Source organism: Bradyrhizobium sp. JYMT SZCCT0428 (genome assembly GCF_018131075.1).
GTDB lineage: Bacteria > Pseudomonadota > Alphaproteobacteria > Rhizobiales > Xanthobacteraceae > Bradyrhizobium.
Genome location: NZ_JAFCLS010000019.1, coordinates 92,860 through 114,541, shown reverse-complemented (window position 1 = coordinate 114,541; position 21,682 = coordinate 92,860). Strand labels below are relative to the sequence as shown.

The following is a 21,682-nucleotide window of genomic DNA, read 5'->3' as shown; positions in this document are numbered from 1 at the left end:
ACTTGTCTTAACTAGCCTGCCGCAGGCTCGCCTCGAGCCGCCCCAACTCGGCCTCAAGGTCCCGCTCCACTTCCGCCACCCGCATCTCGACCACCCGGTAGTCGCGGGCCTCGAGCCAGCTCCGCCGCGCGACGCGGTCGGCGACGATCGCCTCCGACTCGGTCGGGTTGACCAGCTCGATCGCGATCCGGTGCACGAAGGAGACGAAGTCCGGGATGTGGCGGCCGACCGGGGTCTGGCGTTTGAACTGGCCGGCGAAGCGGCGGTCCCGGGTCAGGGACTGCCACAGCATCCGCTCGGCGTCGGTCGGGTTCCTGCGCAGCAATCGGGCCAGCCCGCGGACGGTTCCGCCGCTGTCCGACGGCGAAGCCGCCTGGCCATGCTCAGCCAGCAGGGCGCGCAACCTTGTCGCCTGCTCGCCGTCGAGCACGCCGCCCTTGGCCGGACCCTTGCGGCCCTCGGCGATCGCCATGACGACCCCATGGAGGGTGTGCATGTCCTGCTTGGTCGGGTGAATCCGGGTGAAGATGTTGCGCATGTTGACCAGCATGGTCTCCCGCTTCTCCGGCGGGCGCAGGAACTCGACCCGGTCGAGTTCCTGGACAAGATTGTCGAAGAAGGCCTCCATCTGGTGCTGGGACGCCGGTTCGGACCGTTCGGGCATCGCGAACGGCAGCGCCCCGCCGGTCGACAGCTTGAACCACTCGTAGCCGATCAACAGCACCGCCTGCGCCAGATTGAGGGAAGCGAAACCGGGATTGACCGGGAAGGTGATGATCCGGTTGGCGAGCGCGACCTCCTCGTTCTGGAGACCGTACCGCTCGCGGCCGAACAGGATGCCGACGCCGCCTCGGTTGGCGACATGGGCTGCGATCTCGACCGCGGCATCTGATGGCGCGACCACCGGCTTGGCCTGGTCGTGGGCGCGGGCGGTGGTGGCAAACAGCAGGGTCAGGTCCGCGACCGCCTGCTCGACGGTGTCGAACAATTCGGCGCTCTCCAGAATCTGGTCGGCGCCTGCCGCCGCGCGTTGGGCGGCGATGTTCGGCCAGCCGTCGCGCGGATTCACGATTCTTAAACGGGAAAGAGCGAAGTTGCCCATCGCTCGCGCGGCCATGCCTATATTCTCGCCGAGCTGTGGTTCGACAAGGATCACAACAGGTCCAGCTAAGTCCAAACCAGACTTGGTTTTATCGGTCCCAGACCCGGACATATCCTGCGTCACTTTCTGATTCTAGTTCGGAAGCTGATTCAACTTCTGAAGGTTTTGAATCAGCATGCGAAGCACCTGATTCAAATCCTCATTCCATGTCTCGATGGTCGGCCACAACAGCGGCCAGAATTCCCAAGCCGGACAACGGGCTTAGTAGCGTTTCCGAAAGTTCGGTCAAAGCCTGAATTGGGCTTGACCGCTCGCGGCTTGTACGGGCACGGCTTTCGGATAGGCTAACAATCACACTCAAAGCGAAGCTGCAAACAAACAGGCGGCCGGTTCAACGGCTGAGGCCTCAAGAGGAGACGTCCATGCGCGGCAGATGGTCGTTGGCGATTGTCGGTATCCTCCTCATCCTGGCCGGCGGATTGCTGGCCCATCTCACCCAGACCTCCGGAGGCATCCGGATCCAGGACGTCAGGTTCAAGGGCGCCAAGGGCAACACCATGAGTGCCCTGCTCTACATCCCCGCGAATGCCACGCCGCAGATTCCGGCGCCGGGGATTCTGGCGGTCCATGGCTACATCAATTCGCGCGAGACCCAGGACGGCTTTGCGATCGAGTTCGCCCGCCGCGGCTATGTCGTCCTCGCCCTCGACCAGACCGGTCACGGCTACAGCGACCCGCCCGCCTTCGCGAACGGTTTTGGTGGTCCGGACGGGCTGGCCTATCTGCGCAGCCTCGACTTCGTCGACAAGACCAATATCGGCCTCGAGGGTCATTCGATGGGCGGCTGGACGGTACTGGCGGCGGCGACCGCGATGCCGAACGACTACAAGTCGATGGTGCTGGAGGGCTCGTCTACCGGCAAGCCGTTCGCCGCCGACGGCACCCCGACCTGGCCGCGGAACACGGCGCTGGTGTTCGCCCAATACGAGGAATTTTCCACCCTGATGTGGGGCGTCGATCGGGCCCGGGACGTCACCCAGAGCCCAAAACTGTGGGCGATGTTCGGCACCAAGGGGCCGGTCGAGTCCGGCAAGGTCTATGGCGACATCGCCCAGGGAACCGCGCGGGTGCTCTACACCCCCGCCATCACCCACCCGGCCGAGCACATCTCCCATGAAGCCATCGGCTACAGCCTCGACTGGTTCGCCAAAACGTTGAAGGGCGGCACGCCGCTGCCGGTCGACGAGCAGATCTGGTTCCGCAAGGAAATCGGCACGTTGATCGCCTTGCTCGGCTTCGTCGCCCTCCTGATCGGGGCCTTCGACGCCCTGCTGGAAGCCAAAATGTATTCCCGCCTGCGGCTCCCCGAAATCGCCGACGGCACTATGCCGGCGCATTCGGCGGCAGACGGCCGACGCTGGACTACCGCCTTCATCCTGACCGCGTTCATCCCGGCGCTGACCTACTATCCGGCCTTTGCGTTGGCGGGCACGTTTGTAAAACCGTCGGCCTGGCTGCCGCAGGGGATCACCAACCAGATCATGGTCTGGGCCGTCATCAACGCCCTGATCACGCTGGCCCTGATGCCGTTTGCGCCCAAACGCGCCAGCCGGGCTGGGATCATCGGCCAGTCACTGGTGATCGCGGTCGCCACCGTCGCGATCGGCTATGCGGCGCTGTGGCTGGCCGACCTCGCCTTCAAGATCGACTTCCGGTTCTGGATCGTGGCGCTGAAGCTGATGAGCGCCAAGCAGGCCCTGATCTTCCTGATCTATCTGGTCCCGTTCACCGCGTTTTTCGTGGTGGCGCTGCACGTGCTGCACCGGAATTTCTCGACCATGGCGGCGGGCCGCGCCACCCTCTATCTCACCAACATCCTGGCGCTGACGCTGGGCTTCATCGTGCTGCTGGTGCTGCAATACGGCACGCTGTGGCTGACCGGAAAACTGTTCAACCCGCTGCCCGATCCCGGCTTCGTGCCGCTCTCGACCATCGTCGCCATCCAGTTCGTGCCGCTACTCGCGGTCTGCGCCGTGGTCGCGACCTTCACCTGGCGGCGGACCGGCTCGAGCCTGCCGGGCGCCCTGATCTGCGGCCTGTTCGTGACCTGGTACGTGGTGGCGGGAACGGCAACCCAGGCGGCGTTCTGACCCTGATCCAGGAGGCAGGCCTCGGAGCGAACCGCGCCGGCTCGCGCCGCGACCAAGCCTCATGTCTTCGCAGCAACAGCCCTTTCCACATACCCCCATGCCCTCGCATGCGTCCCTGATCGGCCGTCAGCGGGCGGGACAGCTGGCGCCGACCGATACCGCCAAGGCGCTGGCGGCGGCGCGCGGCTGCCCCGATGCGTGGTATCGCGTCCAGGCGTTGACCTCGGTTGCGGAATACGCGGACCCGGCCGCAGCCTTGTCGATCCTGGAAGAAGCTGCGCGCGAAGCGCAATCATGCCACGCCTATGGCACGGTGGCCGTGATGGCATGGCCGATCCGCGTGGCACTCAAGCAAGGGCGGCTTGTCTTCGCCGAGCGCGAGCTCAAAAAGTGCCTCGATCTGGCCCCTCGAATTGAGCCCCACGCATCGAAGGCCTATGCGCTTGAGATTCTCTGGCGCGCCTGCTTCGCGGAGCATCCCAGCCATGCCAATGCGGTGTGGCGCAGAATTCTGGAGCTGTGCCATCCGGACCGCAGCTGGCGTGCCGCCCGGTTATACCTGCACATCGCTGAGATCCAGCACCGGCAGAACCGCAACGCCGCCGCGGTGATCCGCGCCATGCCACCCGGCAAGGCGCGGAGCTGGCTGGAACGGCGTTTCGGGCTCGCCTGAAAACCCGCCATATCTGCCCCGCCAATCGCCTTCCAGCCCGCGTTTTCGGGTGCTATAGCGACGGCACCACCATCCCATCCGCCGCTCAACGCGCGGTTTTCCAAAAAAGGCCCCCTCCGTCATGGCAAAAATCAAGGTGACCAACCCCGTCGTCGAACTCGATGGCGACGAGATGACCCGGATCATCTGGCAGTACATCAAGGACAAGCTGATCAACCCGTTCCTTGACGTGAACCTGATGTATTTCGACCTCGGGATGGAATACCGCGACAAGACCAATGACCAGGTCACGATCGACGCCGCCAACGCCATCAAGAAGGTCGGCGTCGGCGTCAAATGCGCCACCATCACCCCGGACGAAGCCCGGGTGAAGGAATTCGGCCTCAAGGAAATGTGGAAGTCGCCCAACGGCACCATCCGCAACATCCTCGGCGGCGTGGTGTTCCGCGAACCCATCATCTGCAAGAACGTGCCGCGCCTGGTGCCCGGATGGACCAAGCCGATCATCATCGGCCGTCACGCCTTCGGCGACCAGTACCGCGCCACCGATTTCAAGTTCCCCGGCAAGGGCACCCTGACGATGAAATTCGTCGGCGAGGACGGCCAGGTGATCGAGCGCGAAGTCTACAAGTCGCCGGGCGCCGGCATTGCGCTTGCGATGTACAATCTCGACGACTCGATCGCCGATTTCGCCCGCGCTTCGTTCAACCAAGGCCTCGCCAAGAGCTACTCGGTCTATCTCTCGACCAAGAACACCATCCTGAAAACCTATGACGGCCGGTTCAAGGACATCTTCCAGGACATCTACGACAAGGAATTCAAGGCCAAGTTCGAGGCGAAGAAGATCACCTATGAACACCGCCTGATCGACGACATGGTGGCGGCCGCGATGAAGTGGTCCGGCGGCTATGTCTGGGCCTGCAAGAACTACGACGGCGACGTGCAGTCCGACACGGTGGCGCAGGGCTATGGCTCGCTCGGCCTGATGACCTCGGTGCTGATGACACCGGACGGCGATACCGTGGAAGCCGAGGCCGCGCATGGCACGGTAACCCGCCACTACCGCGAGCACCAGAAGGGCAAGGAAACCTCGACCAACTCGATCGCCTCGATCTTCGCCTGGACCCGCGGCCTGTCGCACCGCGCCAAGCTCGACAACAACGAGGAACTGGCGAAGTTTGCCGACACGCTGGAGAAGGTTTGCGTCGACACCGTCGAGGCCGGCTACATGACCAAGGACCTTGCGCTCCTGGTCGGCGCCGACCAGCGCTGGCTCTCCACGACAGGCTTCCTCGACAAGGTCGCGGAAAACCTCACCAAGGCCATGGCGGCGAAGTAAGCCGCCTCGGCCGCTCCTCCATCGGCGTCATTGCGAGCGTAGCGAAGCAATCCATCCCTCTACTAGAGAAAGAATGGATTGCTTCGTCGCTTCGCTCCTCGCAATGACGATACCAACCTCAGGAGAGCGCGATGCCAGATTTCAGGAATGCGACGCTCGCTTTGTTCCTGCTGCTCGCGAGTTCAGTGACCACCCACGCCGCCGAGCCGCTTCCCGAAGCCATCGCCGCGCCGGGCCAGACCGTGGTCGTAACCCTGCATGCCGAAGGCGCGCAGGTTTACGAATGCAAGGCCGGCGCTGACGGCAAGGCAATCTGGTCATTCCGGGAACCGATCGCGACGCTGCTCGCCGACGGCAAGACCGTCGGCCGCCACTACGCCGGACCGAATTGGGAACACAGCGACGGCAGCGCGGTGGCCGCCAAGGTCGCCGGCAACGCCCCCGGCGCGACCGCCAATGATATCCCCTGGCTGAAGCTTGAAGTGACTTCCCGGCGCGGCAGCGGCGTCCTCGCCGAGGCCACCACAGTGCAGCGCATCAACACCAAGGGCGGCAAGCGCGACGGCGCCTGCGAGACCGTCGGCAGCTTCCTGAACGTGCCCTACTCGGCGGACTATGTGTTCCTGCGTAAACCCTGAGCGACGCGCCTAATTTAGTCGTCGGGCGCGTCCCCGGCTTTCACACGGCGCTTCGCTACGCGCCGGCCATCGCCTGTTCGATCGCCGTCAACGCGGCATCGGCCTTGGCGCCGTCGGGCCCGCCGGCTTGCGCCATGTCGGGCCGCCCGCCGCCGCCCTTGCCGCCGAGCGTCGCCGAGGCGATCTTGACCAGATCGACCGCGCTGAAGCGCGAGGTCAGATCGGCCGTGACGCCGACCACGACGCCGGCCTTGCCATCCTCGGTGACGCCGACGATCGCAACCACGCCGGAGCCGATCTGCTTCTTGCCGTCGTCGACGAGGCTCTTGAGATCCTTGGTCTCGACGCCTTCGACCGCACGCGCCAGGAGCTTGACGCCGCCCGCTTCGCGCACGCCGCTGGTAGCCGCAGCACCATTGCCTCCGCCGCCGCCCATCGCGAGCTTCTTGCGCGCATCCGACAGGTCGCGCTCGAGCTTCTTGCGCTCTTCCACCAGCGCGGCAATGCGCGCCGGCATTTCCTCGACCGAGGTGCGCAGTTCGCCGGCCGCGTTCCTGGCAAACTGCATGGTGTCGTTGGCGTGCTTGCGCGCGTGACGTCCGGTCAGCGCCTCGATGCGGCGAACGCCGGAGGCAACCGCGCTTTCGCCGGTCACTGAAATGAGGCCGATGTCGCCGGTACGGCGCACATGGGTGCCGCCGCACAATTCCACCGACCAGCCGAGCGCGTTCTGGCCCTGCTCGCGGGCCTGCCGGCCCATCGACACCACCCGCACCTCGTCGCCGTATTTTTCGCCGAACAGCGCGCGCGCCCCGGCCTCGCGGGCATCGTCGACCGCCATCAGGCGCGTGGTGACTTCGTCATTCTCCAGCACCACCTCGTTGGCGATATCCTCGATGCGCGCGAGTTCTTCCGCCGTGATCGGCTTCTGGTGCACGAAATCGAAGCGCAAGCGATCGGGCGCCACCAGCGAACCGCGCTGGGCGATGTGGTCGCCGAGCACCTGACGCAGCGCCTCATGCAAGAGATGCGTCGCCGAGTGATGCGCCCGGATCGAGGAGCGCCTGACATGGTCGACCTCGAGCTGCAGCGCAGTTCCGACCTTCAGCGTGCCCTGCTCCACCATGCCCTGATGCACGAACAGATCGCCGGCCCGCTTCTGCGTATCGGTCACACGGAATTTGACGCCCTCGCCGATCATCACGCCGGTGTCGCCGACCTGGCCGCCGGACTCCGCATAGAACGGCGTCTGGTTCAGAACGATCGAACCGGTCTCGCCGGCCTTGAGGCTGTCGGCATCCTTGCCGTCCTTCACCAGCGCGGAAACCACGCCCTCGGCGCTTTCGGTTTCATAGCCCAAGAACTCTGTGGCGCCGAGTTTCTCGCGCAGCGGGAACCAGATGTTCTCGCTCGCGGTATCCCCGCTTCCCGACCATGACGCGCGCGCCTTCTCTTTCTGCTTTTCCATCGCATCGGTGAAAGAGGCGAGATCGACGCTGATGCCGCGCGACTTCAGCGCGTCCTGCGTCAGATCGAGCGGGAAGCCGTAGGTGTCGTACAGCGTGAACGCGGTATCGCCGTCGAACATGTCGCCCTTCTTCAGCGAACTGCTCTTCTCGTCGAGAATGGAAAGGCCGCGGGCCAGCGTCTTGCGGAAGCGGGTTTCCTCCAGCCGCAGCGTTTCCTCGATCAGCTTTTCCGCCCGCACCAGATCCGGATAGGCCTGGCCCATCTCGCGCACCAGCGCCGAGACCAGACGATGCATCAAGGGATCGCGCGCGCCGAGCAACTGCGCATGACGCATCGCGCGGCGCATGATCCGGCGCAGCACATAGCCGCGGCCCTCGTTCGAGGGCAGCACGCCGTCGGTGATCAGGAAGGCGGAGGAGCGCAGATGGTCCGCGATGACGCGGAACGACGCCACGTTCTGCTCCTGCGGTCCGTCCCCGAGCGCGGAAGCGGTGGCATCGATCAGGTGACGGAACAGATCGGTTTCGAAGACGCTCTCGACGCCCTGCAGGATGCAGGCCATGCGCTCCAGCCCGAGGCCGGTGTCGATCGAGGGACGCGGCAGCGGCTGGCGCTCCTCCTTCGTCACCTGCTCGAACTGCATGAAGACGAGGTTCCAGAATTCGAGGAAGCGATCGCCATCCTCTTCCGGGCTGCCTGGCGGACCGCCCCAGATATGCTCGCCGCGGTCGATGAAAATCTCCGAGCAGGGACCGCAGGGCCCGGTATCACCCATGGCCCAGAAATTGTCCGAGGTCGGGATGCGGATGATGCGATCGTCGGAAAAGCCCGCGATCTTCTTCCAAAGCGCGGCCGCCTCGTCGTCGGTGTGATAGACGGTGACGAGCAGCTTGTCCTTCTTCAGCCCGAAATCCTTGGTGATCAGGTTCCAGGCAAGCTCGATCGCGCGCTCCTTAAAGTAATCGCCGAACGAGAAATTGCCGAGCATCTCGAAAAAGGTGAGATGGCGCGCGGTGTAGCCGACATTGTCGAGGTCGTTATGCTTGCCGCCGGCGCGGACGCATTTCTGCGAGGTGGTGGCGCGCTGGTACGGTCGCTTCTCGACGCCGGTGAAGACGTTCTTGAACTGCACCATGCCCGCATTGGTGAACATCAGGGTCGGGTCATTGCGCGGCACGAGCGGCGACGAGGCCACGATCTCATGACCATTCGCCTTGAAGTAGTTCAGAAATGTCGACCTGATCTCGTTGACGCCGCTCATGTTCATCCAATCGGAAATAGGACCGGGTCAGGCCGCAAATAGCCTTTTCTGCCGGCCGAACGCTTTTAGACAAGGCCAAAGGCGGTGTCCAGAAACTGTGCAGGCGGATCATAGGCTTGCCGCAGCACACAAGACTGGTTGATAGGCGCTTGTGCGCGTTGACAGCCATGGTGGCGCCGTGTTTTCCTTACCCCTGTTCAAGACGTCACGTCGGGAGAGATCGGCTTAAGCGCCGGCGCCGAAGGAGCAACCGCCCCGGAAACTCTCAGGCAAACGGACCCCGTGACGGACTAACATCTGGAAAGAGACGCCGAAGGGCTTTGGCCCAGGGGTGTCCGCCGACGGGATAATACTCTCAGGCACAGCGACAGATGGGGCTTTCTTTGGGTTTTTGGGGACTGGTCCCCGAACCCTGGAGGGTCCCTGAATGCTGGCACGCGACGAATCTCCTTTACATCACACACCCTTGCACGCGCTCCATGTGGCGCGCGGCGGCAAGATGGTTCCGTTCGCCGGCTATGAAATGCCGGTGCAGTACGCTGCCGGCGTGCTCCGGGAACACCAGCACACGCGGAGCGCCGCCGGGCTGTTCGACGTCTCGCATATGGGCCAGCTCGCGCTGCGGCCGAAATCCGGCAAGGTCGAGGACGCCGCACTGGCGCTGGAGCGGCTGGTGCCGCAGGACATCGTTGCGGTGGCGCCCGGGCGACAACGCTACGCGCAGTTCACCAATCCCGATGGCGGCATTCTCGACGATTTGATGGTGGCGAATTTCGGCGACCACCTGTTCCTGGTGGTCAACGCCGCCTGCAAGGCCGAGGACGAGGCGCATCTGCGCGCGCACCTTTCGGATGTCTGCGTCATCGATTCGCTGGCCGACCGCGCGCTGATCGCGCTGCAGGGCCCGAAGGCCGAATCCGCGCTGGCGAAATTTTGTGCAGACGTCGGCGGGATGAAATTCATGGACACCGGTCCGCGCAAGGTCGCGGGCTTTGACTGCTTCGTATCGCGTTCCGGCTATACCGGCGAGGACGGTTTTGAGATTTCGGTTCCGGCTGAACACACCGAAGCGCTGGTGACCGCGCTGCTGGAGAACAGCGACGTGCTGCCGATCGGATTGGGCGCCCGCGACAGCCTGCGGCTCGAGGCCGGACTTTGTTTGTACGGCCACGACATCGACACCACGACCAGCCCGGTCGAGGGCGCGCTGGAATGGTCGGTGCAGAAGAGCCGCCGCACGGGCGGCGCGCGCGCCGGCGGTTTTCCCGGTGCCGAAAACATTCTTGGCCATTTTGAAAAAGGCGCCGCGCGCCGCCGCGTCGGCCTGCGGCCCGAAGGCCGCGCGCCGGTGCGCGAAGGCGCGGTGTTGTTTGCCGACAGCGCCTCGGCCGAGCCGATCGGCAAGGTCACCTCAGGCGGTTTCGGCCCGAGCCTCAATGCACCCGTCGCGATGGGCTATCTGCCGTCACAGCTCGCCGCAGCCGGCACGCAGGTTTTCGCCGAAGTCCGCGGCCAGCGCCTGCCGCTGCAGGTCGCTCCCATGCCATTCGTTCCCAACACCTATAAACGCTGAGGAAGTTCCATGACGATCTTGTTCACAACCGACCATGAATGGCTCCGCATCGAGGGCGACGTCGCCACTATCGGCGTCACCGACTATGCGCAGTCGCAGCTCGGCGATGTCGTGTTCGTGGAACTGCCCAAGGTCGGCCGCAGCCTGAAGAAGGCCGAAGCCGCCGCCGTGGTCGAATCGGTCAAGGCCGCGTCCGACGTCTACGCGCCGATCTCCGGCGACGTGCTCGAGGTCAACGAAGAACTCGCCGCCGAACCCGCGCTGGTGAACTCCGACGCCGCCGGCAAGGCCTGGTTCTTCAAACTGAAGATTGCGGACAAGAGCGAACTCGACGGCCTGATGGATGAAGCCGCCTACGCCAAGCACACCGCGTGAGAGTTGAGGCGTTGGAGGTTCGTTTGAATCAGGCCCGACCCAACACACTCTTTCCGTCATGGCCGGGACAAGCCCGGCCATGACGGATTTATCGAATTCGACGTGACAAGGACTCACCCATGAACGCGCCCTTCAAGCCCCTGAACGAACCCGCTACCGATTTCGTGCGCCGCCATATCGGCCCCTCGCCCCGCGACATCCAGGCGATGTTGGAGAGCGTCGGCGCCAAGAGTCTCGGCGAGCTGATGAGCCAGACGCTGCCGTCCTCGATCCGGCAGAAGACGCCGCTCGATCTCGGGCGCGCCTTGAGCGAGACCGAAGCGCTGGCGCATATGGGGGAACTCGCAGCGCAGAACCAGGTGTTCACCTCGCTGATCGGCCAGGGTTATTCCGGCACCATCCTGCCCGCGGTAATCCAGCGCAACATCCTGGAGAATCCGGCCTGGTACACGGCGTATACGCCGTACCAGCCCGAGATCAGCCAGGGCCGGCTGGAGGCGCTGTTCAACTTCCAGACCATGATCTGCGACCTCACCGGCCTCGATGTCGCCAACGCCTCGCTGCTCGATGAAGCCACGGCTGCGGCCGAAGCGATGGCGCTGGCGGAGCGGCATTCCCAGGTGAAGGCACAGGCCTTCTTCGTCGACAAAGACGTCCATCCCCAGACGCTGGCGCTGCTGCGCACCCGCGCCGAGCCGCTGGGCTGGAAACTGATCGTCGGCGATCCCCTCTCCGATCTCGACAAAGCTGATGTGTTGGGTGCGCTGCTGCAATACCCTGGGAGCTCCGGCGCGGTGCGTGATCTGCGCCCCGCGATTGCGTCGCTGCGCGCCAGGGGGGCGCTCGCCGTCGTCGCCGCCGATCTGCTGGCGCTGACGCTGCTGGCCTCGCCTGGCGAACTCGGCGCCGATATCGCGATCGGATCGGCGCAACGCTTTGGCGTGCCGATGGGTTACGGCGGGCCGCATGCCGCCTATATGGCGGTGCGCGACGCGCTGAAGCGCTCGCTGCCCGGCCGCATCGTCGGGCTGTCGGTGGATTCGCGCGGCGAGCCGGCCTATCGCCTCGCGCTGCAAACCCGCGAGCAGCATATCCGCCGTGAAAAGGCGACCTCCAACATCTGCACCGCGCAGGTGCTGCTGGCGGTGATCGCCTCGATGTACGCGGTCTATCACGGCCCCGAAGGACTGACGTACATCGCGCGCCAGGTGCACCGACGTGCCGCCGTGCTGGCGGCGGGACTGACAAAACTCGGCTTTGCGCCGGCGTCACAGAATTTCTTCGACACCGTCACGGTTTCATCAGGCGCGAAGCAGGACGAGATCGTCGCCCGCGCCCGGACTGAGAAGATCAATCTGCGTCTCGGAGACGGCACGCTTGGAATTTCGGCGGATGAGACCACGACGCCGTCCGTGATCGAGGCGGTATGGCGCGCGTTCGGCGGCAAGCTGTCCTACGCGGAGGTCGAAATTGGTGCACGCGAGGCGCTTCCGGCCGAGCTGAAACGCGGAACTGCATTCCTGACCCATCCGGTGTTTCATGCCCACCGCTCCGAGACCGAGCTGCTGCGCTACATGCGCAAGCTCAGTGACCGCGATCTCGCGCTCGACCGCGCGATGATTCCGCTGGGATCCTGCACCATGAAGCTCAACGCCACGGCGGAAATGATCCCGCTGACCTGGGCCGAGTTCGGCAGCCTGCATCCGTTTGCCCCGGCCGAACAGGCCAAGGGCTATCACGCGCTGTTCAAGCGGCTGGAAAAATGGCTGTGCGACATCACCGGCTATGACGCGATCTCGCTGCAGCCGAACTCCGGTGCGCAGGGCGAATATGCCGGGCTGCTGGCGATCCGCGGCTATCACGCCGCACGCGGCGAGCCGCATCGCAAAATCTGCCTGATCCCCTCCTCCGCGCACGGCACCAATCCGGCCTCCGCCGCGATGGTCGGCATGGACGTGGTGGTGGTCGCCTGTGACATCAGAGGCGACGTCGACGTGGACGATCTGCGCGCGAAGGCCGAGAAGCATTCGAAGAATCTCGCCGCGATCATGATCACCTATCCCTCGACGCACGGCGTGTTCGAGGAGCACATCCGCGATATCTGCGACATCGTGCATGGCCATGGCGGACAGGTCTATCTCGACGGCGCCAACATGAATGCGCAGGTCGGCCTGTCGCGGCCCGGCGATTACGGCGCCGATGTCAGCCATCTCAATTTGCACAAGACGTTCTGCATTCCGCATGGCGGCGGCGGCCCCGGCATGGGACCGATCGGCGTCAAGGCGCATCTGGCGCCCTTCCTGCCCGGTCATCCCGCGACCGATGGCACGGTGCCCCATCCGATCGGGCCGGTGTCGGCCGCCCCGTTCGGCTCAGCATCGATCCTCACCATCTCCTACATCTACATCCTGATGATGGGCGGCGAAGGCCTCACGCGGGCGACCGAGATCGCGATTCTGAACGCCAACTACATCGCGAGCAAACTCGATCCGCATTTCCCGGTGCTCTACAAGAATGCAAAAGGCCGCGTCGCGCATGAATGCATCGTCGATCCCCGCCCGCTCAAGGCGACCAGCGGCGTCACCGTCGACGACATCGCCAAAAGGCTGATCGACTACGGCTTCCACGCGCCGACCATGAGCTTCCCGGTACCGGGCACGCTGATGATCGAGCCGACCGAATCCGAATCGAAGGCGGAGCTGGATCGCTTCTGCGATGCCATGATCGCGATCCGCAACGAGATCGCCGAGGTCGAGAAAGGCCGCTGGAAGATCGAAGCCTCGCCGCTGCGCCACGCCCCGCACACCGTGCATGACATCGCCGACGACGCATGGGCCCGCGCCTACAGCCGCGCCGAGGGCTGCTTCCCGGCCGGCACGTCGCGGACGGACAAATACTGGTGCCCGGTCGGACGCGTCGACAACGTCTATGGCGACCGCAACCTAGTGTGCTCGTGCCCGCCGGTCGAGGATTACGCGCAGGCGGCGGAGTGAGCTTGTGCGTTGTGAAAGGTGTTGGCTTCGCCGAACTTCAGTGAAGCCAACTCATTCGCATCGATCAAAGCGGCTCACGAGACGGGTGGGTTTTCGGCCCAGGTACAAAAGTCGATAAAGGTCGAGATGGCCGAGGCGCGACAAGCGCCGGATTCCAGCGCCACAGACAGTCATTGGTCAGCCTGGTCCCGCCCCACCAGCGATCGATCGGATTGTAGCGGCTGAAATCTTCCTTGTGCTCGACAATTGCCCAGCCAAGCTCAGTCAGTGACAGAAAGCTTCGTCGGTAAGCCTCGTCGCGGCCGCGCTCGTTCTCCTTGTCAAGCGTACGCAACTCATCGTCAAGGCCGGCGATCGCTGGATTAGGACCATGCGCCAGCCCTTCGAGCAGGAAACCGATTTCCCGAGTGTTGAAGACCCGCCGCTGCCGAACGGATGAGAGATAGAACAACGCATTCGTGAGCGTGTAGCCTCGCGCAATGAGTTCCAGCAAGCGCATTTCCGTCGCGCCGAGTCCAGTCGCGTAGGAAGGCAGTTCTTCGAGCAGGTCAAGCAACGCCGGTCTCAACAAAGGCAACGCGCTCAAATCCTTGGCCAACAAATCGAAACAGGCTTCCGGCGTCGCAGACCGATACGCCTGCCATGCCATGCTCGCTGTCTCGATCTCACTCTCGGTGACCTCGACGGCGGGCACCTTCCATCTGGCAAGTTCTTCAGGCTTCGCCATGAGAAGATCGAAATCGACGAGCCGCACCTTCAACTTAGCCACGACCTCCGGATGCGAGCTGAGAAGATCGAGCAGCCAGACCAGTTGCAACTGATCGTTCGGTGCCGGATCGAACCACAGCTCGACGGTCTCGAATGACCGGCAGACGTCGACAAGGCTGAGGGTCTTGAGACTGTCGTGCTGGCGATGCCAGCGGGCCGTGTAGACCGACCAGTGGGCTCCGGGACCGTGCTTCTCCGTTAGTTCCCGAGCATATGCCGCGAGTTCGTCCGCAGAGGGCAACTTCCCATCTACAAGGCGAAACAAGAATGTGGCAGGCGCTTCGGTCCGCCCCGAACGTTCGAAATTCCAGCCATACTCGCCGGCAAGGATTAGTGGCTTCATGGACCTCACCAATTCTACGCATCAGAATAAAGCAACTCAGTATATTTGAACTCTTCTCATCAGCGGCGAGGCAATTCACGGCGCGATCAACGCGCGATTCAGCGTGTCCCAACGCAACAAATTGTCATTGGTCAATTCCGTCCCGCCCCACCAGCGATGGATCGGATTGTGCCGGCTGAAATCTTCAGCCTGCGCCAAGACGGCCTCGCCGAGCGGGGTCAGCGACAGTTTGCTCTGCCTGTATCGCGCGAGGCGCGCAGCTTCATCGTGCATCTCGTCCGTGAACGGCCCCTCCTCAAGGCCGGCCACGGCAGGCGCCGGACCGCGCGCCAGCCCATCCAGCAGCCCACCAACCTCCCAATAGCCGAGTACACGTCGCGTGTTGCGCTTGTTGTGGCCCGGAAAGAGGTCGAACGGAGTTGCGTCACCGGCAGCGACCAGTTCCAGCATTCGCATTTCGGTCGCGCCGAGCCCGGTTGCGGGCTTGGGAAGCTCTTCGAGCAATTCCAGCACGGTCTGCCGAAGCTGCGGCAGGACGCTAACGTCCTTGTCGAGCAAATCAGCCCAATGCTGCGGCGTCGGCCGTCGGTAGGCGTCCCAGGCTATGCTGGCGGCTTCGAGATGTTCGTTCTGGATGTTGACAGCCGGAGGCTTCCATTCTGAAATCGCTTCCGGAACCTGTTTGGCAATGTCGACGTCTGCCTGGAATAGGGTCAGCTTCGAGACAATACGCTCACGCGAGCTCAGGCAATCCAGAAGCTGCACGAGGATGAGTTGCGCGTTGGGCCCCGGATCAAACCATAGTTCAACGGCTTCGCAACGCTCGCAGAGATCGAGCGCCCCCATTCCTTCCGAATGAAACTTTCCAAGCCGATGATCTGGGAAATGATCCAGCGAACCCGGCCCCAGCATGGCCTCCAGCTTCGCGTCGGATGGCAACTCGTCCCAGACGAACCGAAGACCAATCGGAATTACGATGTCACCGACGTCGGCGCGCAGGAGACACCCGCCTGCCGAGTCGCTTGACGTCAAAATCAAACGCGTCATGTCAGTCACCCACATACGCAAAACAAAACGGGCACTGAAAACGTCGGCAACTCAACGTCCTCAGCACCCGCTATGTCGAAACCCGAATCGTGCGATCCGAGATTTCGGAAAGTCCTATTCGTCGGCCGGCTCTTCCCCGTCTGCGTCGCGCTCGGGGGGGCCGGCGAGAATCTGTTCGGCGATCAGACCGGAGTTCTGGCGGATCGCCGCCTCGATCTTCGCGGTCATGTCGGGGTTGGCCTTGAGGAACGCTTTCGAGTTCTCACGCCCCTGCCCGAGCCGCTGGCTGTCATAGGAGAACCAGGCGCCGGACTTCTCGACGATGCCGGCCTTGACGCCGAGGTCGAGGATTTCGCCCATCTTGGAGACGCCCTCGCCATACATGATGTCGAATTCGACCTGCTTGAACGGTGGCGCCAGCTTGTTCTTCACGACCTTGACGCGGGTCTGGTTGCCGACGACTTCATCGCGCTCCTTGATCGCGCCGATGCGGCGGATGTCGAGGCGAACCGAGGCGTAAAATTTCAGCGCGTTGCCGCCGGTGGTGGTTTCCGGCGAGCCGTACATCACGCCGATCTTCATGCGGATCTGGTTGATGAAGATCACCATGGTGTTGGATTTGTTGATCGAGGCGGTGAGCTTGCGCAGCGCCTGGCTCATCAGCCTCGCCTGCAGGCCAGGCAGCGCATCGCCCATCTCGCCTTCGAGTTCGGCCTTCGGCACCAAGGCGGCGACGGAGTCCACCACCAGCACGTCGACCGCACCAGAGCGCACCAGCGTGTCGCAGATTTCCAGCGCCTGCTCGCCGGTGTCGGGCTGCGAGATCAGGAGTTCGTCGATGTTGACGCCGAGCTTGCGGGCATAGACCGGGTCGAGCGCATGTTCGGCGTCGATGAAGGCGCAGATGCCGCCCTTCTTCTGGGCTTCGGCCACCGTGTGCAGCGCCAGCGTGGTCTTGCCTGATGATTCCGGCCCGTAGATTTCGACCACGCGGCCTTTCGGCAGGCCGCCGACGCCGAGCGCGATGTCCAGCCCGAGCGAGCCTGACGAAATCGTCTCGATATCCATCGAGCGATCGTTCTTGCCCAGCTTCATCACAGAACCCTTGCCGAACTGGCGCTCGATCTGGGAGAGCGCGGCGGACAGGGCCTTGGTCTTATCCATGGAGGATCCTTCGACGATACGCAGGGCAGTGGCGGACATGGGTGCTCCTTATGGCGGGGATTCGCTAGCGGGACAAACGGACGACGAGGGATCTCAGGGATTCGACTGACGGTGAAAACTTGTACCACCTTTGTTCTCTGTTCGCAATATGTTCTTTCAAAGATCGAGGTACTGGCCCCCTTCCATCCCGTGCTAAGTTAATGATCCCTTTTGATTTTGAGGTGGCCCTTTTTGGCCCTCACCAGCGCCGCGATGTTGCCGTGCTCTGTTCATCCCCCAAAGTGGGTAGTCCGAACCGGCCGGTGTTGGCCTGTTTGGTCCCAATACCTGGGATGAGATGCGCACTTTTTGGAATGTTCACTTTGGAACCGACGCCCGGAATCGGAATTTTATAGGATCGGACATGCAAACCCAACGGTTAGGACCCGTAAGCAACGAGGTTGTATCATGCAGCGTCGCCGATCCATGCCCCACACATTTGAAGATCGAATTGCAGCTGAGAAGGCCCGCTTGGAAGCACAGGTAACCAAACTCAAACCCGGTCCTCAGAAGGAAGTGCTGCTCAGGAAGATCAGGCAGCTAGAGACGGCCTCTCACATAAACGAGTGGCTTTCCTCTCCCGGACTTCAACCACCAGAACCAGCCTAGAGAAAGCAAGGGCGCCTCGCTGGCGTTGGCGGCCCTCTCTCTTTTGCAGGAACGCTTTCGTGACGACTGTCACAGTCGCCCCGACAGCCGCCCGGCATGCTCGCCCCAGATCAACGGCGCACAAGGCGCCACAGCGCGGAGCGGGAACATGAACAACCAGAATGAAATTCGCGAACGGACCGATGCGGAGCAACTGACCGACGATGCGCTTGAATCGGTCTCAGGGGGTAAAGTCATTTCGAAGGGCGTCATCAATTCGAGTGCAATCAGCCTTCCAAAGCCCAGCTACCCGCCCGTCGCGTAATCGAGGCCGCTCGAGTCGGCACTGCCCGTAGTTCTCCGACCGTGAACAGGGTTCCGAGCCTGCCTCAGTTGGCGGCCCCTTTCTTCGTCATCGTCCTAAGACTTCCTTTTGCTTTTGGCCGCGAGCAACTTTGATCGGTTTGCCGATCTCTATCGGTCCATCCTCTCCTCGACCAACAACCGCACATTGATCTCGCGACCGACTTTGTTGCGCATCGAACCCGCAGCCAGCGTATTGCTATCCTGATCGTTGTCTCTCAGCAAAGGGCGCGCTGTGGTTGTCGAAGCACTGGCGCCTGCCCTGCCGTCGAAACTGTCTCGCGCCCAAAGAAACGGCCCCAGCCTCGGGGAAGAGGCACTGGGGCCGCTTGTGCTGCCGGGGCAACTGGGAACTGGCAGCACCTTCACAACTCCGCCCATTGCCACTTGTTCCCGAAATTCTGCGGCACTCTTTAGCAACCTTGTCCTGTCCCGGACGTATACTCCAGGCTGGGGCATTGCAATTTCCAGCTCTGGTGCAGCGCCGCTAAGCATTATTCAGCTTGGCAGCGCTGTGCTTTTTAACGGCCGACTTTGCCTTCTCGGGTGTTCCATTCGGCCAGTTCCGGCTCTGCGACGTCGGCGGGACCCCATTCTACTTTGCATGGGGTTGTTTTCGCGATTTTGCGTCTGAGCCGTCGTGTGACGGTCATCACAGCGGTGCGTCGAGGGGCAGCCTATCCCTGACATCCAGGGTGGCGGGAATGGTCCTGCCCACGCAAACAGGAGACGGACATGACCGAACTCAACAACGAAATCTGCGAAATGTCGTTTGAACAACTCGAACAGGTCAGCGGCGGCGCCATCCTCGACCGGATCGTCGACGCGTACCTCAAGGCGTTGGGCGCCCGCTTGCTGGACGCCGTGCACCAGCCGCTGGTACCGCCGCAGAAGATGACCCTGCACATGCGATAAGGCCGGTCCGGCAAACCGGATTTGAGAGGCCGCCTTGGCGGCCTCTTTTGTTTGAGGACGCCGCCAGCGTCATGCCTGACGTCCTCATTCGGCAAGTTGCGAGAAGCTGTGCTGACCGCGTATCCGCTCAACGCAAATTGTGCGGCGACGATCGGCGAATTGATCGGTGCCTTCGCTCGACGCGATTTCAGTACGGCACCGGCCAGATTTGAAACGTGCAGCGGCTCAGTTTGGAGTGTGCCAGCCATCACAGCCAACGGGAACATCCGAGCGCACCCTTGCAACGTGCTTGTCGTAATCCCCAATAACGGAGAGACGCATGATTGAGCTTGGCCAAAAGTCCATCGACGACCTGAACGCTTGCGAACTGACCATCGACGAACTGGACGCCGTCAACGGGGGCGGCCGTTTGAGCGATCTTTACCACCATATCGTGGCCGTCATTCGCTTCCATACCGGCACCATCAGGAACATCGCGACAACCCTGCCGTAACCGACGGTTGAAGAGGCCGCCTTTCATTGGCGGCCTCTTTCATTTGAGACTTTATCCGAAGATCAGCCGTCCGGGCTTGCAGCAGAACGCGCCCTGTCCGCGCCTTGAAGGTTGCCCGTGGTTCTCCGTTCAGAAGCTCGGGCATCGTTGTCCGATGTCGGAGGCAGGCTGCTTGTCCGCTTCGACCTTAAAAATGCGTTCAAGGACGGGATCCGCAAAGGCTCCGGCGAGCGAACAATAATGCGGCGCCAGGCCGTCGTTGCAAGGCGGCCTTCCCCCGTAGTTCTCCGGACAAGAACAAAGTTCCCAGCCGGATGGTCGCCAGTTTTTCGCCTTGTGTTCGCGCCTTACCCCCGCGCGAACCCCAGCCCACCATCCATTTGCGTGTGAATCAGCTATATTGGGGCTATGGACGAGACCCGGATCGCACTGCGGCGTCGCACGTTGAAGGCCGGAACCATCGAGTTCGGCGGCGGCGCGATCGATTGCACCGTTCGGAATCTCTCGACCTCCGGCGCAGCGCTCGAGGTCGTGACCCCGCTGTTCATCCCGGACCGCTTCACATTGTTCGTGCCATCAGAACAATTGAAGCGGCCGTGCCATATCGTCTGGCGCAAGGATAAGCGTATCGGCGTCACGTTCGATTGAGCCGCCGCGCCGGTCTCGTCGCCAGAGCAAAACGACCCCGCCGCATGGGGCCATACAGACGGGGTCGCCGACAGCGGGGAATAATCTGGAGGACCACCCCACCGTCAGACAGATACGGCGCCAGCGATCGCTTCGTTTCAGCATCGGATTTTTTTAACAGCAGACGTTGAACCTTTTGCAGGGCCGCCAAGACATATAGCTGCCTGGGACATTGCATCACTCGGGGTATAAGCCTGCGCCGCCAAGCGACCATATTCCGCTTGCGCGGCGCGGTGCGTTTTGGACAGGTCAGGAAGGCCAGAGACTGCCTCTGCGGGCATTCCAGGTCGCCGCCGGCAAGGCAGCAAGCCGCGGCTCGTGGGAGCGCCGGCAAGGCCGTATGCCGCCCAACTGCCGAACGCGGGATTGCCTCTTACGTAGCGATCACGGCGTGTCACAGGCGCGCTTATCGTTAGACGACCGTACAGTACGCCTATCGGACGAACGGAAACTTTACCCGCCCAACCCAGTTGATCCAGTTGACGCATGGGGAGATTCCCTATGAATCACAAAGGTATAGAATATACGCTGACACGATCGGAAACCCCGGGGATCTGGAACTGGCAATTCCGGATCGGTGACCTCGTCAGGTCGGGAAGAACGGAAGCAAGACTGCTGCTGCTCGCGATGCGCCGCGTTCAGCTGAAGATTGACCGCGAGCTGAGGCTCACCGGGCGCGAAGCGAGCTCCCCGTTCGGGGCCCCGCACCCACCCATTCCCTCAACGGGTATCAAATAATATTTACAATCTAAAGTGACAATCTCGGATTGAATGCGGCTTGGGTCGGACAGGGCTGCTTCATGATCTACAAGGGCGTCGAATACACCGTGACTGCGGTTGCTCCGGGTATCTGGAAATGGCAATTCCGGATTGACGACAGGGTCGTCACCGGCAAAACCGAAGCCAAACTCTATCTGCTCGCGGTGAGACGGGTACAGCTGCGGATCAACCGCGAACGGAAAAAAAGCGCATCTGGCTAGTTCGCCCTTCTAGTCCGCGCTGGGAAGCCGCCGCATCGTGAATTCGATGTCACCGCCGGGTAGTTCGCGCCAGCTTTCGACCGCACTCAAATAGGCCGCCTTGGGATATCGGTTGAGGAAATCGCGCGCCTTCGTCCGCGCTACCTCGCGCGGCAGTGTGAAGGTCTCGCGCAGATAGCCGTCATCCGGCTTGCGCCGGGCGGCCATCCGGCTGGCCAGATCGCGCGGACGCATGACCATGTCGCAACTCCGAAACACATGACGACACGTTCAATATAGGACCGGCGGAGAACAATTCCGAGTCTGCGTTATGGGGGCTTTCGGCTAGCGAGGGGTATTGGCCGCGCTGCCGGTCTTCGGCTTGGCTGGCGCAGCCGCCTTGGGCGTGTCGTTGCTGCGCACGGTTCCCCACGGATCGGAAGACGCCTTGGAGTCGGGAATCTTCTTCAGCGATTCCTTGTAAGCCTTATCCTTGATCGCATCCTGTTCCTTCTCTTCCGGAGTCCTGGTGACGACTTCCGGCATCAGGTTCAGGTTGGGCATCTGCGCGTAAGCGGGCGCCGTCAGCAACACCATCATCACGGCCGCGCTCAGAATTCTCATAACAGGCTCTCCTTTGGGACACTCTCCCCCGGCGTTTTCGGGCGGTATATCACCGCCGCAGCCGCGCCGCCAAGCACGCCCACGGTCGATCAAAGCCGGTCCGACTTGCAGGATTTGG

Annotated in this window: 19 protein-coding genes and 1 riboswitch; of the genes, 12 read left to right on the top strand and 7 right to left on the bottom strand. The window is 62.7% G+C overall.

Annotated features, from left to right (window positions below; all coding sequences use genetic code 11):
- Nucleotides 1-7: 7 nt before the first annotated feature.
- Nucleotides 8-1,213: a TrmJ/YjtD family RNA methyltransferase gene (locus tag JQ575_RS20975; RefSeq protein WP_212035124.1), complete on the bottom strand. Its 1,206-nt coding sequence runs from the start codon at nt 1,211-1,213 to the stop codon at nt 8-10.
- Nucleotides 1,214-1,524: 311 nt separating this feature from the next.
- Between JQ575_RS20975 and JQ575_RS20970 the strand changes: the two genes are divergently transcribed.
- The 4 genes from JQ575_RS20970 to JQ575_RS20955 all read left to right on the top strand — a co-directional run bounded on the left by JQ575_RS20970 (nt 1,525) and on the right by JQ575_RS20955 (nt 5,902).
- Complete coding sequence (locus tag JQ575_RS20970; RefSeq protein WP_212035086.1) at nt 1,525-3,252, top strand: S9 family peptidase; 1,728 nt, start codon at nt 1,525-1,527, stop codon at nt 3,250-3,252.
- Between the two features lie 97 nt (nt 3,253-3,349).
- Nucleotides 3,350-3,925, top strand: coding sequence for a hypothetical protein (locus tag JQ575_RS20965; RefSeq protein WP_212035085.1), 576 nt, complete (start codon nt 3,350-3,352; stop codon nt 3,923-3,925).
- 121 nt (nt 3,926-4,046) lie between these two features.
- Nucleotides 4,047-5,264 carry an NADP-dependent isocitrate dehydrogenase gene (locus JQ575_RS20960; protein WP_212035084.1) on the top strand — a complete coding sequence of 406 codons (1,218 nt, stop codon included), beginning with the start codon at nt 4,047-4,049 and terminating at the stop codon, nt 5,262-5,264.
- Between the two features lie 131 nt (nt 5,265-5,395).
- A complete protein-coding gene (locus tag JQ575_RS20955; RefSeq protein WP_212035083.1) occupies nt 5,396-5,902 on the top strand; it encodes a DUF3455 domain-containing protein in 507 nt (168 codons plus the stop codon).
- A 55-nt stretch (nt 5,903-5,957) separates the two neighbouring features.
- On the opposite strand, the gene alaS is transcribed toward JQ575_RS20955, so the two are convergent.
- Nucleotides 5,958-8,633, bottom strand: coding sequence for an alanine--tRNA ligase (gene alaS / locus JQ575_RS20950; protein ID WP_212035082.1), 2,676 nt, complete (start codon nt 8,631-8,633; stop codon nt 5,958-5,960).
- A gap of 200 nt (nt 8,634-8,833) precedes the next feature.
- Nucleotides 8,834-8,924, top strand: a riboswitch (glycine riboswitch).
- A 136-nt stretch (nt 8,925-9,060) separates the two neighbouring features.
- Here alaS and gcvT point away from each other — a divergent pair.
- The 3 genes from gcvT to gcvP all read left to right on the top strand — a co-directional run bounded on the left by gcvT (nt 9,061) and on the right by gcvP (nt 13,574).
- A complete protein-coding gene (gene gcvT / locus JQ575_RS20945) occupies nt 9,061-10,206 on the top strand; it encodes a glycine cleavage system aminomethyltransferase GcvT (protein ID WP_212035081.1) in 1,146 nt (381 codons plus the stop codon).
- A gap of 9 nt (nt 10,207-10,215) precedes the next feature.
- On the top strand, nt 10,216-10,581 hold the full coding sequence (gene gcvH, locus JQ575_RS20940) for a glycine cleavage system protein GcvH (protein ID WP_192734185.1): 366 nt from the start codon (nt 10,216-10,218) through the stop codon (nt 10,579-10,581).
- A gap of 119 nt (nt 10,582-10,700) precedes the next feature.
- A complete protein-coding gene (gene gcvP, locus JQ575_RS20935; protein WP_212035080.1) occupies nt 10,701-13,574 on the top strand; it encodes an aminomethyl-transferring glycine dehydrogenase in 2,874 nt (957 codons plus the stop codon).
- A 64-nt stretch (nt 13,575-13,638) separates the two neighbouring features.
- On the opposite strand, the gene JQ575_RS20930 is transcribed toward gcvP, so the two are convergent.
- The 3 genes from JQ575_RS20930 to recA all read right to left on the bottom strand — a co-directional run bounded on the left by JQ575_RS20930 (nt 13,639) and on the right by recA (nt 16,935).
- Complete coding sequence (locus JQ575_RS20930; RefSeq protein WP_212035079.1) at nt 13,639-14,685, bottom strand: hypothetical protein; 1,047 nt, start codon at nt 14,683-14,685, stop codon at nt 13,639-13,641.
- 75 nt (nt 14,686-14,760) lie between these two features.
- Nucleotides 14,761-15,732, bottom strand: coding sequence for a hypothetical protein (locus JQ575_RS20925; RefSeq protein WP_212035078.1), 972 nt, complete (start codon nt 15,730-15,732; stop codon nt 14,761-14,763).
- A gap of 114 nt (nt 15,733-15,846) precedes the next feature.
- A complete protein-coding gene (gene recA / locus JQ575_RS20920) occupies nt 15,847-16,935 on the bottom strand; it encodes a recombinase RecA (protein WP_192734187.1) in 1,089 nt (362 codons plus the stop codon).
- A 757-nt stretch (nt 16,936-17,692) separates the two neighbouring features.
- Between recA and JQ575_RS20915 the strand changes: the two genes are divergently transcribed.
- The 5 genes from JQ575_RS20915 to JQ575_RS20895 all read left to right on the top strand — a co-directional run bounded on the left by JQ575_RS20915 (nt 17,693) and on the right by JQ575_RS20895 (nt 20,961).
- Nucleotides 17,693-17,848: a hypothetical protein gene (locus JQ575_RS20915; protein WP_212035077.1), complete on the top strand. Its 156-nt coding sequence runs from the start codon at nt 17,693-17,695 to the stop codon at nt 17,846-17,848.
- 773 nt (nt 17,849-18,621) lie between these two features.
- On the top strand, nt 18,622-18,801 hold the full coding sequence (locus tag JQ575_RS20910) for a hypothetical protein (RefSeq protein WP_212035076.1): 180 nt from the start codon (nt 18,622-18,624) through the stop codon (nt 18,799-18,801).
- Between the two features lie 319 nt (nt 18,802-19,120).
- Nucleotides 19,121-19,294, top strand: a complete 174-nt coding sequence (locus tag JQ575_RS20905; protein ID WP_212035075.1) for a hypothetical protein — start codon at nt 19,121-19,123, stop codon at nt 19,292-19,294.
- A gap of 408 nt (nt 19,295-19,702) precedes the next feature.
- The gene (locus tag JQ575_RS20900; RefSeq protein ID WP_212035074.1) at nt 19,703-19,942 is read left to right on the top strand and encodes a PilZ domain-containing protein; all 240 of its coding nucleotides are present in this window, start codon (nt 19,703-19,705) and stop codon (nt 19,940-19,942) included.
- An 839-nt stretch (nt 19,943-20,781) separates the two neighbouring features.
- Nucleotides 20,782-20,961, top strand: coding sequence for a hypothetical protein (locus JQ575_RS20895; RefSeq protein ID WP_212035073.1), 180 nt, complete (start codon nt 20,782-20,784; stop codon nt 20,959-20,961).
- Between the two features lie 9 nt (nt 20,962-20,970).
- Here JQ575_RS20895 and JQ575_RS20890 read toward each other — a convergent pair whose 3' ends face one another.
- The gene (locus tag JQ575_RS20890) at nt 20,971-21,201 is read right to left on the bottom strand and encodes a hypothetical protein (protein ID WP_212035072.1); all 231 of its coding nucleotides are present in this window, start codon (nt 21,199-21,201) and stop codon (nt 20,971-20,973) included.
- Between the two features lie 84 nt (nt 21,202-21,285).
- Nucleotides 21,286-21,564 carry a hypothetical protein gene (locus JQ575_RS20885; RefSeq protein WP_211996369.1) on the bottom strand — a complete coding sequence of 93 codons (279 nt, stop codon included), beginning with the start codon at nt 21,562-21,564 and terminating at the stop codon, nt 21,286-21,288.
- Between the last annotated feature and the right edge of the window lie 118 nt (nt 21,565-21,682).

Excerpts from the sequence above, each read along its gene's own strand:
- JQ575_RS20975 (WP_212035124.1), bottom strand. The coding sequence starts at position 1,213 with ATGTCCGGGTCTGGGACCGATAAAACCAAGTCTGGTTTGGACTTAGCT.
- JQ575_RS20970 (WP_212035086.1), top strand. The coding sequence starts at position 1,525 with ATGCGCGGCAGATGGTCGTTGGCGATTGTCGGTATCCTCCTCATCCTG.
- JQ575_RS20965 (WP_212035085.1), top strand. The coding sequence starts at position 3,350 with ATGCCCTCGCATGCGTCCCTGATCGGCCGTCAGCGGGCGGGACAGCTG.
- JQ575_RS20960 (WP_212035084.1), top strand. The coding sequence starts at position 4,047 with ATGGCAAAAATCAAGGTGACCAACCCCGTCGTCGAACTCGATGGCGAC.
- JQ575_RS20955 (WP_212035083.1), top strand. The coding sequence starts at position 5,396 with ATGCCAGATTTCAGGAATGCGACGCTCGCTTTGTTCCTGCTGCTCGCG.
- alaS (WP_212035082.1), bottom strand. The coding sequence starts at position 8,633 with ATGAGCGGCGTCAACGAGATCAGGTCGACATTTCTGAACTACTTCAAG.
- gcvT (WP_212035081.1), top strand. The coding sequence starts at position 9,061 with ATGCTGGCACGCGACGAATCTCCTTTACATCACACACCCTTGCACGCG.
- gcvH (WP_192734185.1), top strand. The coding sequence starts at position 10,216 with ATGACGATCTTGTTCACAACCGACCATGAATGGCTCCGCATCGAGGGC.
- gcvP (WP_212035080.1), top strand. The coding sequence starts at position 10,701 with ATGAACGCGCCCTTCAAGCCCCTGAACGAACCCGCTACCGATTTCGTG.
- JQ575_RS20930 (WP_212035079.1), bottom strand. The coding sequence starts at position 14,685 with ATGAAGCCACTAATCCTTGCCGGCGAGTATGGCTGGAATTTCGAACGT.
- JQ575_RS20925 (WP_212035078.1), bottom strand. The coding sequence starts at position 15,732 with ATGACGCGTTTGATTTTGACGTCAAGCGACTCGGCAGGCGGGTGTCTC.
- recA (WP_192734187.1), bottom strand. The coding sequence starts at position 16,935 with ATGTCCGCCACTGCCCTGCGTATCGTCGAAGGATCCTCCATGGATAAG.
- JQ575_RS20915 (WP_212035077.1), top strand. The coding sequence starts at position 17,693 with ATGAACAACCAGAATGAAATTCGCGAACGGACCGATGCGGAGCAACTG.
- JQ575_RS20910 (WP_212035076.1), top strand. The coding sequence starts at position 18,622 with ATGACCGAACTCAACAACGAAATCTGCGAAATGTCGTTTGAACAACTC.
- JQ575_RS20905 (WP_212035075.1), top strand. The coding sequence starts at position 19,121 with ATGATTGAGCTTGGCCAAAAGTCCATCGACGACCTGAACGCTTGCGAA.
- JQ575_RS20900 (WP_212035074.1), top strand. The coding sequence starts at position 19,703 with ATGGACGAGACCCGGATCGCACTGCGGCGTCGCACGTTGAAGGCCGGA.
- JQ575_RS20895 (WP_212035073.1), top strand. The coding sequence starts at position 20,782 with ATGATCTACAAGGGCGTCGAATACACCGTGACTGCGGTTGCTCCGGGT.
- JQ575_RS20890 (WP_212035072.1), bottom strand. The coding sequence starts at position 21,201 with ATGGTCATGCGTCCGCGCGATCTGGCCAGCCGGATGGCCGCCCGGCGC.
- JQ575_RS20885 (WP_211996369.1), bottom strand. The coding sequence starts at position 21,564 with ATGAGAATTCTGAGCGCGGCCGTGATGATGGTGTTGCTGACGGCGCCC.